Origin of the sequence: Streptomyces sp. B21-083, from assembly GCF_036898825.1 — a bacterium.
In the GTDB taxonomy this organism is placed as follows: domain Bacteria; phylum Actinomycetota; class Actinomycetes; order Streptomycetales; family Streptomycetaceae; genus Streptomyces.
This window is the reverse complement of the sequence record NZ_JARUND010000001.1, coordinates 4,567,371-4,582,035: the sequence shown is the minus strand read 5'-3', so window position 1 is coordinate 4,582,035 and position 14,665 is coordinate 4,567,371. Positions and strand designations below refer to the sequence as shown.

The following is a 14,665-nucleotide window of genomic DNA, read 5'->3' as shown; positions in this document are numbered from 1 at the left end:
GTCAGACGGTCTCCGGCGGCGGAGTAGGCGCCCCCGGCAGTCGTACCGTAGCCACCGTGCCGCCGCCCTCCGCGCCGGCCAACGTGACCTCGCCGCCCGCCTGTTGGACCGTACGGGCGACGATCGACAGGCCCAGGCCGGAACCGGGGAGGGCTCGTGCTGACGGGGAGCGCCAGAAGCGGTCGAAGACGTGGGGGATCTCGTCGGCGGGGATGCCGGGGCCGTGGTCGCGGACCGTCAGAGTGCCGTCGGTCAGCTGGACCTCGATCGTGCCGTTCTCGGGGCTGAACTTCACCGCGTTGTCCAGGATGTTGACCACCGCGCGTTCCAGAGCCGAGGGTTCCGCCCGGACGAACCAGGGCTGGATGTCCGCCGTGATCGTCAACTCCGGGCCACGCAGCCGGGCTCGGCGCAACGCCGACTCCACGGTGTCCTCCAGGGCGACCACCTGGACGCGCTCGCCGTGCTGGCCCTCCGAGCGGGACAGCTCCTGCAAGTCGCCGATCAGGGCGGCCAGTTCGGTCATCTGGGCCTTTACCGAGGCGAGGAGCGCCTTGCGGTCCGCCTCCGGGATGGGGCGGCCTGTCTCCTCGCTGCGGGTGAGGAGTTCGATGTTCGTACGGAGGGAGGTGAGGGGCGTGCGGAGTTCGTGGCCGGCGTCGGCGATCAACTGCTTCTGCAGCTCACGGGAGTTGGCGAGGGATCCTGTCATCGAGTTGAAGGAGCGGGAGAGGCGGGCCACCTCGTCGTCGCTCTCGTCCTCCACCGGGATGCGGATGCTCAGGTCCTCGGTCCGTGCCACGTGTTCGACGGCCTCGGTGAGTTTGTCGACGGGGCGGAGACCTGCGCGGGCGACGGCGAGACCGGCGGCTCCGGCGCCGATGACTCCGATGCCGGAGACGAGGAGGAGGATCAGAGCGAGATCGTTGAGGGTGTTCTGCGTGCCCTTCAGGGGTACGGCGACGACCAGCCCGACATAGGGTCCGATCTCCCCGGTGGGTGTGGTGGTGGCACCCAGCGGCCGGATCATCACGCGTACTTCGGCGCCGTCCGCGTCGGTGCCGTTGCGGAATTCGACACGGTCGGTGTTCCCGCTCTTGATCGCCTTCTTGTCGGACTGGGTGACCTCAACAGTGCCCGTGGAATCGCCGAAGACGCAGACCTTTCCACTCTCCGTGACCAGTTGGGTGTAGTTGTTCCGGAAAAGACCGTTGCCCTGCGGGGTTGTGGAGCAGTCGTTGAGGGCGATCTGGGCCTGCTGGATCTGTCCGGGCCCCCTCATTCCCCTCTGCAGGTCAGTGTTGAGCTGGTCGTACAACTTGCCCTGCACCAGGAACCAGCACGTCACCGATACCGCCGCCACCGCGAACGCCACCGCCGCCGCGACCAGCAGCGCCAGCCGGGACCTGATCGGCAGTGACTGGTACCGGCGTACGACCCGCCTCACTCCGCGCCGCCCTGTCGCAGCACATACCCCACGCCTCGGACCGTATGGACCAGGCGCGGCTCGCCGCCCGCCTCTGTCTTGCGGCGGAGGTACATGACGTACACGTCGAGGGAGTTGGAGGACGGCTCGAAGTCGAAGCCCCAGACCGCCTTCAGGATCTGCTCACGGGTGAGGACCTGGCGCGGGTGGGCCAGGAACATCTCCAGGAGGGTGAACTCCGTGCGGGTCAGTTCCACCGCCCGGCCGCCGCGTGTCACCTCGCGGGTCGCGAGGTCCATGCGCAGGTCGGCGAAGGTGAGGGCCTCGTCCTCCGGGAGGCTGCCCGCGACCGCGGCTGCCGCGAAGGAGCTGCGGCGGAGCAAGGCCCGTACGCGGGCGAAGAGTTCGTCCAGCTCGAAGGGCTTGACCAGGTAGTCGTCCGCGCCGGCGTCCAGGCCGGTGACCCGGTCGCCGACCGTGTCCCGGGCCGTGAGCATCAGGATGGGCGTGGTCGTGCCCGCGCCGCGCATACGCCGGGCCGCCGTCAGGCCGTCCATCCTCGGCATCTGGATGTCCAGGACGACCAGGTCGGGCTGGTACGCGGTCGCCTTCTCCAGGGCGTCCGCGCCGTCGACCGCGACCTCCGTGTCGTATCCCTCGAAGGCGAGGCTGCGCTGGAGTGCTTCGCGCACCGCCGGCTCGTCGTCGACGATCAGGATGCGCTGGGGGTCACGGTCGCCTTCGGCGGGGCTCATGGTCGCGGGTTCCTCGGGTGCGGTGGGAGGTGTCGGACGCCATCAGCGTCGCACGTTTCCGGTCTGCTGCGGAGAAGAAGGATCAGCGGAGAAGACGTGGGGAGAAGGATCAGCTGGGGAGCGGATCAGCTGAGTGCTGGACGGCGCATCCGCGTCGTCGCCCTGCGCCCGGCGGCCGTACGCGTGACCGTCGCGACCTCCGTGGCCCGGGGCGTCGCCGTCGGCGGGTGCAGGGCGAAGGCCACGCCGAGGGCGAGGTCCAGGGAGGCCGGGCCGGTGGCCGCCGTGCCGGCGGTCAGCTTGTGCGAAACCTGGTTGATCATGACGTACCCCTGTCTCTGTCTCTCGTGCGTCAGCTGGTGGAGCCGGACCGCAGTGTCGCCAGGTCGGACTTGACGGTGTTGATCGGGATGGCGAAGCCCAGTCCCGCGCTGCCCGCGTCCGACGAGGACGAAGTCGCCGAGTACATCGCGGAGTTGATGCCGATGATGTTGCCGTTCATGTCGATGAGCGCGCCGCCGGAGTTGCCGGGGTTGAGGGACGCGTCCGTCTGCAGGGCCTTGTACGTCGTCGTGGACGTACCGGTGTCGCCGTTGAACTGCTGGCCCCCGAACTCGAACGGCCAGCCACCACCGCTTCCGCCGCCCTGCTGTTGCTGCTGCTGACCCTGGCTCTCCTCCGTGGCGACGGTGACGTCACGGTTGAGGGCGGACACGATGCCGCTGGTGACCGTGCCGGTCAGGCCCTCGGGGGAGCCGATCGCCACGACCTGGTCGCCGACCCGGACGCCGGCGGAGTCACCGAGGGTCGCCGTCTTCAGGCCGGAGGCGTTCTCCAGCTTGATGAGGGCGAGGTCCTTCTTGCTGTCGGTGCCGACGACCTTCGCGGTGTACGTCCTGCCGTCGCTCGTCGACACCTTGACGGCCGAGGCACCGGCGATGACGTGGTTGTTGGTGATGATCTCGCCGTCGGACGTGATGATCACGCCGGAGCCGGTCGAGGAACCCGAGTTCGAGGTCGCGTTGATCTCGACGATGCTCGGGCTGACCGCCGCGGCGACCCCGGAGACCGTGCCCTTCGCGCTCGACGCCACCACGTTGGTGCTGGTGCTGCTGGAGGTGACGGCGGAGTCCGAGTTGGTCAGTTCCTGGATGCCGTACGCCGTGCCGCCGCCTATCGCCGCGGCGACGACGGCCACTGCGGCGAGGAGGGCGAAGGGGCCCTTCGCGCGCTTCTTGCGCTGGTGGGCGGGGGCGGCAGGATCGGCCGAGGGCTCCGCGAAGAGGGTGGCCGTGGCCGCGGGCTGGGCCTGCGGGGCCTGCGTCTGCGGGGTCTGGGCCGGTTCCTGGTACGCGGGCTGCTGGACCGTCGGCGGCTCGTACGCCGGCGGGGGCGGCCACTCCGGGTTCACGGGGGAAGAGGCGACGTGCTGCTGGGGGTACGCGGACTGCGGCTCGTTGCCCTGGGGGGTCTCGTACTCGCCGCTGCGGCGGAAGCTCTCGGTCATGGAACAGAGCTTGCCGCCCCAGCATGAGAGCTGGCTGAGTGCTCCCTGAGAAGCCCGACAGAACCTCGTATGCCCGAAATAAAGGCCCGACCGAACAGCTCTGGGCGGTTACTCGCAGCCGCAGGAACGCCGGGTCACCAAGCGCGACGGGAACAGCTTCAGGCGCTCGCGCCGCGAGCCCGCCACCCGTACCCCGTCGTCGAGGACCAGGTCAACGGCCGCGCGGGCCATGCCGGGGCGGTCGGAGGCGACGGTGGTGAGGGGCGGGTCCGCCAGGGCCGCTTCCTTGATGTCGTCGAAGCCGGCCACCGCCAGCTCGCCGGGGACATCGATGCGCAGCTCGCGGGCCGCGCGCAGCAGGCCGATCGCCTGGTCGTCGGTGGAGCAGAAGATGGCCGGGGGGCGGGTGTCCGGGTCGGCGAGGATCTCCAGGGCGGCCGTGTAGGCGTCGTACCGGTTGTAGAGGACCTCGAAGAGGCGGCCCTCCGTGGAGACACCGGCCTCGTCCATCGCGCGCCGCCAGCCCTGGACGTGGTCGGAGACCGGGTCGCCGACCGCCGGGGTCTCGGCGATGCCGCCGATACAGGCGACGTACTCGTAGCCGTGCTCCAGCAGATGGCGCACGGCGAGGTGGGCGCCGCCGAGGTCGTCCGTGACGACTGCGGCGTCGTCGATGGCCTCGGGGCGTTCGTGAAGGAGGACGACCCGGGCGTCCCAGGCCTCGATCTCCGCCGCCGCGTTGTCGTTCAGGGCGTGGCTGACCAGGATCAGCCCGGAGACCCGCATACCGAGGAAGGCCCGCAGATAGTGGACCTCGCGCTCGGCGATGTAGTCGGAGTTGCCGACCAGCACCATCTTTCCGCGCTCGGACGCGGCCTGTTCGACCGCGTGCGCCATCTCCCCGAAGAAGGGCTGGCGCGCGTCCGGCACGATCAGGCCTATGAGGTCCGTGCGCCGCGACGCCATCGCCTGGGCGACCCGGTCGGGCCGGTAGCTCAGTTCCTTGATCGCGGCGAGGACACGCTCGCGCGTGGCCGGGGCAACCGGCCGGGGTCCGTTGTTGATGACATAACTGACGACGGCGGTGGAGGTCCCCGCCAGCCGAGCCACATCATCCCTAGTCACCTTGGCCACTCACGGAGTCTACGCGGATGGACCCGCTCTGGGCAGGGCGTAAGGACTTCGTTACCCACCCGCCCGGAGCGCGGACCACGCCGTGAGCTGTCACCCGGGTGCGTCGCGTACTGCGGCTCACGCCTCGGCGTTGACCTCGGACGGCTCCGTGACGGCGTCCAGAGCCGCCGTATCGCCCGAATCGCCCGTAGCGCCCGCACCGTCCGACTTCGCGAGAGCAGCCGCCTTGGCCTTCGCCTCGTCGCTCGTGCGGTCGCCCTTCTCCGGCGTAACGAATCGATAACCGACGTTCCGGACGGTCCCGATCAGCGACTCGTGCTCGGGGCCGAGCTTCGCGCGGAGGCGCCGTACGTGCACGTCGACCGTACGGGTGCCACCGAAGTAGTCGTAGCCCCAGACCTCCTGGAGGAGCTGGGCGCGGGTGAAGACGCGACCGGGGTGCTGGGCCAGGTACTTCAGGAGCTCGAACTCCTTGAAGGTCAGGTCGAGGACCCGGCCCTTGAGCTTCGCGCTGTACGTCGCCTCGTCGACCGAGAGGTCGCCGTTGCGGATCTCCATCGGGGAGTCGTCGTTGACGATCTGCTGGCGCCCCATGGCGAGCCGCAGTCGTGCCTCGACCTCGGCGGGCCCGGCGGTGTCCAGCAGGACGTCGTCGATACCCCAGTCGGCGGTGACGGCCGCGAGGCCGCCCTCGGTGACGACGAGGATCAGAGGACAGCCGGGGCCGGTGGAACGCAGCAGCTGGCACAGGCTGCGCACCTGCGGGAGGTCCCGTCGGCCGTCGATCAGGATGACGTCGGCGCCCGGGGTGTCGACGAGAGCGGGGCCCTCCGCCGGCGCCACGCGCACGTTGTGCAGAAGGAGGCCGAGAGCGGGAAGCACCTCCGTCGACGGCTGGAGGGCGTTGGTCAGGAGCAGAAGTGAACTCATCGCGTCCCACCTCCCCGGATCGTCGTTCCTGTCCGGATCGTCGTCGCCATACGGTCGTGCGTACGGTCGTTCTCGGTTCGGTCGCCCATAACGTCTGGTTCCTCCTCGGTCCCTGCGAGGACGTTTGCGGCACTGCTGTACTGCTGCGCGATCCACGTGCCGTACACCTGCGGTTTCCTGGAGCGTTCCGCTCGCATCCCGCTTTGTATACAGCGCCACCGAAAGCACAAAAGGACCCGGGGGCTGCGCTGCCCGAGTCCTCTGCCCAGCAGAATAGCCCACATGAGCACTGGTCCGGCAGGTCATGTGACGCGATCTTTCGCCGTCCCGAACTCTGAGACGGCCGATCGCACCCCTCTGCGGAGGTTTCTGACCACCGACGACGGGGTGACGATCGATGCCGTATACGAGCCGGGAGGCGTTGTATACGACACCCCGACGCCACCTTCCGGTCACCCGGCCAGGCCCCCTTCCAGTCCCCCTTCCGGGCACCTCTCCGATCACCTCGTGTTCGTTGTCGCGCACGGGTTCACGGGGGATGTGGACCGGCCGCACGTTCGACGGGTGGCGGAGGCGTTCGCGCGGTACGGGGCGGTGCTGACGTTCTCCTTCCGGGGGCACGGGGCGTCCGGCGGCCGTTCGACGGTCGGTGACCGCGAGGTCCTCGATCTGGCCGCCGCGGTTCGCTGGGCACGTGAGCTCGGGCACACCCGGGTGGCCACGGTCGGTTTCTCGATGGGCGGCTCGGTGGTCCTGCGGCACGCCGCGCTCTACGGACCGAAGCGCGGGGGGCGCACGGAGGCGGCCTCGGACGTGGTGGTCTCGGTGAGTGCGCCGGCCCGTTGGTACTACCGGGGTACGGCCCCCATGCGGCGCGTGCACTGGCTGATCACCCGTCCCGAGGGCCGCCTAATAAGCCGCTACGGCCTGCGTACGCGCATCCACCACCGGCACTGGGACCCCGTACCGCTCTCCCCGGTGGAGGCGGCGGCGCGGATGGCGCCGCGGCCGCTGCTGATCGTGCACGGCGACCGGGACGGCTACTTCCCGGTGGACCATCCCCGGATGCTCGCGGGCGCGGCCGGTGACGCGGGCGAACTGTGGCTGGAGCCGGGGATGGGGCACGCGGAGCACGCGGCGGGCGAGGAGTTGTTGCGGCGCATCGGGGACTGGGCTGTCGCGAAGGCGGGCTAGCCTGAACGTAGTCACAGCCGATTGATCGAGGAAGCAGAGAGCAGAGACAGGCAGATGCCAAAGGTCACGGTGCGCTACTGGGCCGCCGCGAAAGCCGCGGCAGGGGTCGCAGAGGAGCCGTACGACGCGGCCACCCTCGCGGAGGCGCTCGACGGGGTCCGCGAGCGACACCCCGGCGAACTCGTCCAGGTCCTGCGCCGATGCTCGTTCCTCATCGACGGTGACCCCGTGGGCACCCGCGAACATGAGACGGTACGGCTGGCCGAGGGCGGCACGGTCGAGGTGCTCCCGCCGTTCGCAGGAGGGTGAGCACAGCGTCATGAGCGACCAGCAGCCATATGGGCAGTACGACGGGCAGTACGGGGACGCGTACCAGGGTTACGACCCGTATCAGCAGCACCAACAGCAGCAGCAACAGCCGCAGCAGCCGTACGGGGGACAGCAGCCCCAGGCCTGGCCGGGGCAGCAGCCGGCGTACGACGACGCGGAGGCGCAGCAGTACACGCAGCAGTGGCAGGGACAGACCTGGGAGACGCAGATGCACGCCCCCGTCGCCCCCGTCGACCCGGTCGCTCCGGCCGTGATGGCCGAGGTGCCGGAGACCCCGGCTCCGTACCTGCAGCCCCAAGGGGCCCCCGCGGACGCCGGGTACGGTCCCGCCACGGTCGCCGGCAACGCGCGTATCACCGACGCGCAGCGGGCCCGGCTTGAGGGACGTTCGCCGATCATCGAGCCGGGGATACAGCCCGCAGGCCTCACGGCACTGCTGGCGCTGCTGCTGTCCGGTACGGCGGCCATCGGGTCGTACGCGCTGGTCGCGCCCCTCGTCATCCTCCAGGCGGTCACGGCGGCGGGCTGGTTCCGGCTGAACGGGATGTGGCCCGCCCGCCAGGGCATCGCCCTCGCCTTCCTGGGCGCGCTGACGGCGGACGTGGCGCTGCTGGCGGCGGGGCGCGAGAACGCGCCGGCGGCGATCCTGGGCACGCTCGGGGCGTGGGTCCTGCTGACCCTGGTCCTGCAACTGCGGTCCCACGCGGACCCGGACACCCGGATGTCCGGCCTGATGGCGACGGTCGCCTCGGCGGCGCTGGCGATCATCGCGACCGGTCACCTGGCGGCGGAGCCGGACGCGGTGAGCGTCGGGGCGGCGGCGGTCGCGGCGGCTGTGCTCGCGCGGGCGTTGCCGTTGCCGACGGTGGCGTCCGTGGTGGTCGCCCTGCTGGCGGCCGCGGGGGCCGGGATCGCGGTCGGGGGGATGACGGACCTGGGTACGGGGGGTGCGTTGCTGGGGGTCGCGGCGGGAGTCTGTGCGCTCGTCGGACACCGGGTGGCCAGCTACGACTACCCGTCGAGGTTCGTCCACTTCACGGCGGGCGTCGCGTTGCCCCTGGCGACGGCGGCACCGGCGGTGTGGCTGGTGGGGCGGGCGTTGGCCTAGGTTTTGCCGACCCACTTACCCACCCGCCCGTTTACGGCATCTTTCCAGCGCAGGCCCCAGTGACACCGGCCCCTGTCACAACTGATCGACAACCATCCCCACCCCGCCCACCGGCAACACCACCCCCGGTACCGTCACGAACATGCGTGCACTCCGAATACTCCTCATCGTCGCCGTGATCCTCGGCGGCCTCTTCGTGATCGCCGACCGCGTCGCCGTCGGTTTCGCGGAGGACGAGGTCGCGGACCGGCTCAGGACCAACGAGGGCCTGGCCACCACCCCGGACGTGTCCATCAAGGGCTTCCCCTTCCTCACCCAGGTCGCCGGCGGCGAACTGGACGACGTCGAGGTCGGCATCAAGGACTACGACGCCGCCACCGGCACCTCCGGCCAGAACATCCGCATCGACGACCTGAACGCCCGGATGCAAGGTGTCGAGTTCAGCGGCGACTACAGCTCCGCCACCGCGGCCACCGCGACCGGCAGCGCCAACATCACGTACGCCGAGCTGCTGAAGGCGGCCAAGGCGACCACCGGATCGCAGCCCACGGAGGTGGTCCCCGGTGTGACCGCCACGGTCGTGGGCCTCTCGGACGGCGGCAACGGCAAGATCAAGGTCGCCGTCGAGGCGACGGTGCTCGGCAAGCAGCTTCCGCAGCCGGTGTCGGTCCTCAGCACGGTCACGGTCGCCGGCGACACGGTGAAGGTGAAGGCGGACTCCCTGCCCAACCTGGGCATCGACCTCGCCGACGGCAGGATGCGAGCGGTGACGGACTTCCAGCAGAAGATCGAGGGCCTGCCCGGCGGTATCAAGCTGGACTCGGTCGAGGCGGCGAAGACCGGCGTGGACATCACGGTGAAGGGTTCGAACGTCAACCTCGCTGGGTAGCTGGCGGGGTAGCCAGCAGGACAGAGAACGCAGGGAACGCAGAAAACGCAGGGAACGTCAGGCCGTCCCCACCGGACGGCGTCCAACTGGCGAGACGGCGCCGTCCGTACCGCAGATGTGGCGAAGGGCGTACCCCTCACCTCCGGGCCCGCCCGCCCAGGATCACCGGCGTCTCCCCTTCCGTATCTCACATCGCGGACGATCGCGTCTCATCATGCGACACGCCGGTGACATCCCCGGCAATCCGTCCCTACGATCGACGCTATGCAGCGACAGGCGGATCTCACGAAGCGGCGGGCAGTAGACCTGTGCCGCGTCGCCGCCATGCTCTGTCGCCCTTTCTGAGCGGGAGCGCGCGGCGTCAGCGGCGCACCACCTCCCGCATCCCCGGCGCCCTTCACCCAAGGGCCCTCGTGCGCGAGTCGCAACAGGCCTGACCGCACACAAGCGGGTACGACCGGATACGACCGACTACGTACCCCCTCTGCTTACTGCACCACCCCGCCGCAACTGCCCCGGAGGAGAAACAGCATGAGCCGCAGCGACGTCCTGGTCGATGCCGACTGGGTCGAGGCCAACCTCGACAACGCCGACATCGCCATCGTCGAGGTGGACGAGGACACGTCCGCCTACGAGAAGAACCACATCCGCAACGCCGTCCGGATCGACTGGACCAAGGATCTCCAGGACCCGGTACGCCGTGACTTCATCGACGAGGAGGGCTTCGAGAAGCTCCTCTCGGCGAAGGGCATCGGCAACGACACCCTCGTCGTCCTCTACGGCGGCAACAACAACTGGTTCGCCTCGTACGCCTATTGGTACTTCAAGCTGTACGGCCACGACAGCGTCAAGCTGCTCGACGGCGGTCGCAAGAAGTGGGAGCTGGACGCCCGCGAGCTGGTCGAGGAGGTCCCGGAGCGGGCCGCCACCGAGTACAAGGCCAAGCCGCAGAACAAGTCCATCCGCGCCTTCCGCGACGACGTCGTGGCGGCCATCGGCTCGCAGAACCTGGTCGACGTGCGCTCGCCCGACGAGTTCAGCGGCAAGCTGCTCGCCCCGGCCCACCTTCCGCAGGAGCAGTCGCAGCGTCCGGGTCACGTCCCGTCCGCGCGCAACATCCCGTGGTCGAAGAACGCCAACGACGACGGCACCTTCAAGTCGGACGACGAGCTCAAGGAGCTCTACGCCGACGAGCAGGTCGACCTCGCCAAGGACACCATCGCGTACTGCCGTATCGGTGAGCGTTCCGCGCTCACCTGGTTCGTCCTGCACGAGCTGCTGGGCGTGGAGAACGTCAAGAACTACGACGGCTCCTGGACCGAGTACGGCTCCCTGGTCGGCGTTCCGATCGAGCTCGGCGCCAACAAGTAGGACCGGTAGTAGACCGGTAAGCGAGCACCCCGTACACCCCGACCGGCCTTCCTTCCGGTCAGACCTCTGATGGAGAAAAGACATGTGTGGAGCGAAGGCCGGCGGCCCGGACGCCTCGACGATCAAGCCCGGTGAGACCACGATCCAGGGCCAGGTGACCCGCGACGGCGAGCCGGTCGTCGGATACGTCCGCCTCCTGGACTCGACCGGCGAGTTCACCGCCGAGGTCCCCACCTCGGCGACCGGACAGTTCCGCTTCTACGCGGCCGAGGGCACCTGGACCGTCCGCGCGCTCGTCCCGGGCGGCACGGCGGACCGCACGGTCGTCGCCGAGACGGGCGGCCTCTCGGAGGTCGCGATCGCCGTCTGACGGCAGGCACAGTTCGACGAAGGGCCGTACTCCTCGGGAGTACGGCCCTTCGTCGCGCACGGACCTACGGACATACCCTGGACGTATGTACGCACGTCGCCGGCACGTGTATTTCGCCATGATGGGCACTTGCATCACGCTCTTCGTCCTGGCGTGGGGAGTCGTACGCCTCTGGTCGATGCCGGTGGCCGTCGGAATGTGCGTGGTGGCGATGGTGATCCCGCCCCTGGCGGCGATCGTCGCAAACCGCCGAGGCCCGGACGACCGCTGGTGGGACGACCCGTCCGGCGACCAGAAGTCCGACGAGTGGTGGGACGAGCTGGACGGCAAGAAACGGCCACAGTAGTGGGACGGAAAGGGGAGCTGTGGGGCGTACGAGAGTGTCCACCGTCGTGCTGGACGCGCCTGACGCGCACGAATTGGCCGGCTTCTACGTCCGCCTCCTCGCCTACGAGATCCGCAGCGAGGAACCCGACTGGGTCCTCATCGGCCCCCCGCCCGGCACCGAGGGCGTCTCCCTGGCACTCCAGACGGAACCTGCGTACGTCCCACCGGTCTGGCCGACCCGGGCCCCCGGTGACCAGCAGATGATGCTCCACCTGGACATCGAGGTCGACGACCTGGAGGGGGAGACGGCGAGGGCGGTGTCGGAGGGCGCCACGCTCCACGAACACCAGCCCCAGGACGACGTACGAGTCCTGCTGGACCCGGCGGGCCACCCGTTCTGCCTGTGGACGGAAGCGGGCTGAGCCTCATCGCGTGCGGGGGCGCAGGTCACGCGCAGTGCTCCGCCCGCTGGTGCCTGCGCATCAGGACGTCGGCGTCGGTCTCCGCGCTGGCGTCCGACTCCGCCTGCGCGGCCCTCCGTAGCCCGGCCACTTCGGCGCACGTCTCGCAGCCGGCCACCGGCTGGGGCGGCCGACCCACGTCCAGGTAACCCCAAGTGGCCCGTCCCGCACGTGCGTTGGCGGCCCGTACGCCCGCGCTCAGCCGCTGCTCGGGCGTGGCCACGCGGAGCGACGTGGGGTCCGCCTGCCACTCGCGGCCACCGCCGAGGGGGCGCAGCATCGCGTACGGGCCCGCGGTGGCCCGGTACTCGCCCACTCTGTCCGTGTCCGGGTCGTGGACCAGCGTGCCGGGCTCGAAGGATGTCGTCGGCTCGGTAGTCATGGGTCCGTTCCTTTCATCCAACTTCTATACGGAATGCGGTGTTTGTACTACTCTGCGTATTCGGGTTCAGGGTGAGCATGGCCCATCCATGACGTCAAAACGCCGCTGACCGGCGGTTGTTCGGCGCCTGGAGGCGCAAGTTCCATAACTTCCACAGGAGGAGTGCGATGCCGTCGAGAAGGGTGATCACCGGGCGGAGCCAGGAGCCCAGGCGACGGTTCGCGGAGGAGCTGCGGTTACTCCGGGCCGAGCGCGGGGAGAGCCTGCGGCAGCTCGCGGAAGTGCTCGGGTGGGACGCGTCCCTGTTCGGCAAGTTGGAGAGCGGGGCGACTCTGGGGAGCCCGGAGGTGGCTCAGGCGCTGGATCAGCATTACGGGACGGGTGGGTTGGTGCTCACCTTGTGGGAGCTGGCGGTTGGGGACCCGACGCAGTTCAAGGAGCGGTATCGGCGGTACATGACGCTGGAGGCCGAGGCGGTCAGTCTCTGGCACTACGGGGGCGATATCGTGCATGGCCTGCTGCAAACCACAGGGTACGCACGTGAGTTGCTCGCGGCAGGCGGGCTCGACGGGGACGCGCTGGAGGTACAGGTCGAGGCGCGTATCGGCCGCCGCGCGGTGCTGTTGGCGGACGGTGCTCCACGGTTCCGCACGATCCTCTCCGAAGCTGTGTTGCGGACACCTTTGCTGGATGTCACCCAGTGGCGCGAGCAATTGGAGCACCTGCTGCTCATGGAGCAGCGCAACAACGTCACCCTTCACGTGGTGCCTCTGTCCGCCGGGCTCCATGGACTGACGAACACCGACGCCATGTTCCTGCGGGGCGTAGACGGCCGCACGGTGGCCTGGGTGGAGACGGGATACTCGGGCGAACTGGTCCAGGAAACTACAGACGTCGAACGGCTTCAGCTCCGATACGATCTGGTACGCGATTTGGCCCTATCGCCGGGCGAATCGCGGAAGTTCATCAGGCGGATGTTGGAGGAAGTCTCATGCGAGCCATCGACCTGAGCAGCGTGACGTGGCGCAAGAGCAGCTACAGCAACTCGGAAGGCGGCGCGTGCATCGAGGTCTCCGACGACCTTCTCAGCGCTGCCGCCTGGCGTAAGAGCAGCTACAGCAACCAGGACGGCGGCGCGTGCGTCGAGTTCGCCGACAACCTCCCCTCCATCGTCCCCGTCCGTGACAGCAAGGACCCCGCCCGGGGCGCCCTCCTCATCGAGGCCGGCGCCTGGTCGGCGTTCGTCGGGGCGGTCAAGGGCGCCGGGGTTCAGTAGACGAGCGCCTGCGTCCCGTCCGTCATCGCCTCCTGGACGAACACCTGGGCGCCCGCGATCCGTACGCCCTCGATGACGTCCTTCTCCGTGATGTCCCGCCGTGCCGCGCACTGTGTGCACAGGGTGAGGCGGCCCGCCGCGAGGACCGAGTCGATCAGGTCGGGCAGCGGCGCCGCGTGCGGCAGCTCGAACTCGGCGGCCCGGCCCGGCAGGGCGAACCACGCCGACTCCCCGGTCAGCCACAGGGACACCTCGACCCCACTGGCCACGGCCACCGCCGCCACCGTGAACGCCTGCGAGCAGCGCTCGGGGGCGTCGGCCCCAGCTGTCACCTTGATCACGAGCTTCTTCGCCATGGGCGCATCGTAGGCGGGGCCGGCGCCGGGCGCAGACCTGGCCGAGAGAGCCGGGCCCCGGCCGCGTAAGCTTGGGCCCGGCTCTTGTGCACACAACCGATCGTCCGAGGAGCACCCCGTGCTTGAGGCATTCTTCGAAGCCCTGCTTGTTCTGGTCGCCGTCGGCGTTCTCGCCTTCGCGGGTCTGACGGTGAAGAAGCTGTACCAGGGCCAGCGCTGACCACCGTCTCCAGGAATCACACCAGGAATCACAGGAACCGTCGCTCATGATCGAGATCCCGTCCGACCTGCACAAGGACCTTGTGCCTCTCGTCTTCCTGCTCGGCGAGTGGGCCGGCGCGGGGGTCTATGACTTCCCCGGTGACGAGAAGTGCAACTTCGGGCAGGAGGTCACCTTCACGCACGACGGACGTGACTTCCTGGAGTACCACTCCCACTCGTGGGTGCTGGACGCCGACGGCAACAAGGTCAGGCCCCTGGAGTCCGAGTCCGGCTACTGGCGCATCGACGCCGACCGCAAGGTCGAGGTCGTCATGGTCCGCCAGGACGGCGTCGTCGAGGTCTGGTACGGCGAGCTGGCCGCCAAGAAGCCGCAGATCGACATCGTGACCGACGCCGTGGCACGGACGGCGGCCTCGGGGCCGTACACCGGCGGCAAGCGGCTCTACGGGTACGTGCACAGCGACCTGATGTGGGTCGGCGAGAAGCAGACCCCGGACGTCGAGCTGCGCCCGTACATGTCGGCGCACCTGAAGAAGGTCGTCACCCCGGACGACGTCGAACGCTGGGCGAAGGCCCTGCCGGACGACATGCCGGACGACGGGATCGCATTCTTCAAGTAGACCTAGA

General features: G+C 69.3%; 20 protein-coding genes. 12 read left to right on the top strand and 8 right to left on the bottom strand.

Annotation, left to right across the window (positions count from 1 at the left end):
* Position 1: 1 nt before the first annotated feature.
* The 6 genes from QA861_RS20555 to QA861_RS20530 form a co-directional block, all read right to left on the bottom strand.
* Complete coding sequence (locus QA861_RS20555; protein ID WP_334589792.1) at positions 2-1,447, bottom strand: HAMP domain-containing sensor histidine kinase; 1,446 nt, start codon at positions 1,445-1,447, stop codon at positions 2-4.
* Complete coding sequence (locus QA861_RS20550; RefSeq protein ID WP_334589791.1) at positions 1,444-2,181, bottom strand: response regulator transcription factor; 738 nt, start codon at positions 2,179-2,181, stop codon at positions 1,444-1,446. Before QA861_RS20550 ends, QA861_RS20555 begins: the two co-directional genes overlap by 4 nt.
* Positions 2,182-2,306: 125 nt before the next feature.
* Positions 2,307-2,504 (bottom strand): hypothetical protein, encoded by a 198-nt coding sequence (locus QA861_RS20545; protein WP_334589790.1) that lies wholly within the window; start codon positions 2,502-2,504, stop codon positions 2,307-2,309.
* Between the two features lie 29 nt (positions 2,505-2,533).
* Entirely contained in the window at positions 2,534-3,688 is a 1,155-nt protein-coding gene (locus QA861_RS20540; RefSeq protein ID WP_334589789.1) for a S1C family serine protease, read from the bottom strand.
* Between the two features lie 108 nt (positions 3,689-3,796).
* Positions 3,797-4,822 (bottom strand): LacI family DNA-binding transcriptional regulator, encoded by a 1,026-nt coding sequence (locus QA861_RS20535; protein WP_334589788.1) that lies wholly within the window; start codon positions 4,820-4,822, stop codon positions 3,797-3,799.
* A gap of 117 nt (positions 4,823-4,939) precedes the next feature.
* Positions 4,940-5,752, bottom strand: coding sequence for a response regulator transcription factor (locus tag QA861_RS20530; RefSeq protein ID WP_334589787.1), 813 nt, complete (start codon positions 5,750-5,752; stop codon positions 4,940-4,942).
* A 282-nt stretch (positions 5,753-6,034) separates the two neighbouring features.
* Between QA861_RS20530 and QA861_RS20525 the strand changes: the two genes are divergently transcribed.
* The 9 genes from QA861_RS20525 to QA861_RS20490 all read left to right on the top strand — a co-directional run bounded on the left by QA861_RS20525 (position 6,035) and on the right by QA861_RS20490 (position 11,763).
* Positions 6,035-6,946, top strand: a complete 912-nt coding sequence (locus tag QA861_RS20525) for an alpha/beta hydrolase (RefSeq protein WP_334589786.1) — start codon at positions 6,035-6,037, stop codon at positions 6,944-6,946.
* A 54-nt stretch (positions 6,947-7,000) separates the two neighbouring features.
* Positions 7,001-7,255: a MoaD/ThiS family protein gene (locus tag QA861_RS20520; RefSeq protein WP_044472262.1), complete on the top strand. Its 255-nt coding sequence runs from the start codon at positions 7,001-7,003 to the stop codon at positions 7,253-7,255.
* 10 nt (positions 7,256-7,265) lie between these two features.
* On the top strand, positions 7,266-8,384 hold the full coding sequence (locus QA861_RS20515) for a hypothetical protein (RefSeq protein ID WP_334589785.1): 1,119 nt from the start codon (positions 7,266-7,268) through the stop codon (positions 8,382-8,384).
* A gap of 142 nt (positions 8,385-8,526) precedes the next feature.
* Entirely contained in the window at positions 8,527-9,273 is a 747-nt protein-coding gene (locus QA861_RS20510; RefSeq protein ID WP_334589784.1) for an LmeA family phospholipid-binding protein, read from the top strand.
* Positions 9,274-9,537: 264 nt separating this feature from the next.
* On the top strand, positions 9,538-9,618 hold the full coding sequence (locus QA861_RS47065; protein WP_351335063.1) for an Ms5788A family Cys-rich leader peptide: 81 nt from the start codon (positions 9,538-9,540) through the stop codon (positions 9,616-9,618).
* A 186-nt stretch (positions 9,619-9,804) separates the two neighbouring features.
* Positions 9,805-10,644 carry a sulfurtransferase gene (locus QA861_RS20505; protein WP_334589783.1) on the top strand — a complete coding sequence of 280 codons (840 nt, stop codon included), beginning with the start codon at positions 9,805-9,807 and terminating at the stop codon, positions 10,642-10,644.
* Positions 10,645-10,726: 82 nt separating this feature from the next.
* Positions 10,727-11,014, top strand: coding sequence for a DUF1416 domain-containing protein (locus QA861_RS20500; protein ID WP_006376727.1), 288 nt, complete (start codon positions 10,727-10,729; stop codon positions 11,012-11,014).
* A gap of 85 nt (positions 11,015-11,099) precedes the next feature.
* Positions 11,100-11,360, top strand: coding sequence for a DUF3099 domain-containing protein (locus QA861_RS20495; RefSeq protein ID WP_334589782.1), 261 nt, complete (start codon positions 11,100-11,102; stop codon positions 11,358-11,360).
* A 19-nt stretch (positions 11,361-11,379) separates the two neighbouring features.
* Positions 11,380-11,763 carry a VOC family protein gene (locus tag QA861_RS20490; protein WP_334589781.1) on the top strand — a complete coding sequence of 128 codons (384 nt, stop codon included), beginning with the start codon at positions 11,380-11,382 and terminating at the stop codon, positions 11,761-11,763.
* 25 nt (positions 11,764-11,788) lie between these two features.
* Here QA861_RS20490 and QA861_RS20485 read toward each other — a convergent pair whose 3' ends face one another.
* The gene (locus tag QA861_RS20485) at positions 11,789-12,184 is read right to left on the bottom strand and encodes a hypothetical protein (RefSeq protein WP_334589780.1); all 396 of its coding nucleotides are present in this window, start codon (positions 12,182-12,184) and stop codon (positions 11,789-11,791) included.
* A gap of 167 nt (positions 12,185-12,351) precedes the next feature.
* Here QA861_RS20485 and QA861_RS20480 point away from each other — a divergent pair, with 167 nt between their 5' ends.
* Together QA861_RS20480 and QA861_RS20475 are read left to right on the top strand one after the other, a co-directional pair.
* Positions 12,352-13,194 (top strand): helix-turn-helix domain-containing protein, encoded by an 843-nt coding sequence (locus tag QA861_RS20480; RefSeq protein ID WP_334589779.1) that lies wholly within the window; start codon positions 12,352-12,354, stop codon positions 13,192-13,194.
* A complete protein-coding gene (locus QA861_RS20475; protein ID WP_334589778.1) occupies positions 13,176-13,460 on the top strand; it encodes a DUF397 domain-containing protein in 285 nt (94 codons plus the stop codon). Before QA861_RS20480 ends, QA861_RS20475 begins: the two co-directional genes overlap by 19 nt.
* Here QA861_RS20475 and QA861_RS20470 read toward each other — a convergent pair.
* Entirely contained in the window at positions 13,454-13,816 is a 363-nt protein-coding gene (locus QA861_RS20470) for a DsrE family protein (RefSeq protein ID WP_334589777.1), read from the bottom strand. The two genes, QA861_RS20475 and QA861_RS20470, sit on opposite strands and share 7 nt — an antisense overlap.
* Before the next feature lie 266 nt (positions 13,817-14,082).
* Here QA861_RS20470 and QA861_RS20465 point away from each other — a divergent pair, with 266 nt between their 5' ends.
* A complete protein-coding gene (locus tag QA861_RS20465) occupies positions 14,083-14,658 on the top strand; it encodes a heme-binding beta-barrel domain-containing protein (protein WP_334589776.1) in 576 nt (191 codons plus the stop codon).
* The last annotated feature ends 7 nt before the right edge of the window (positions 14,659-14,665 follow it).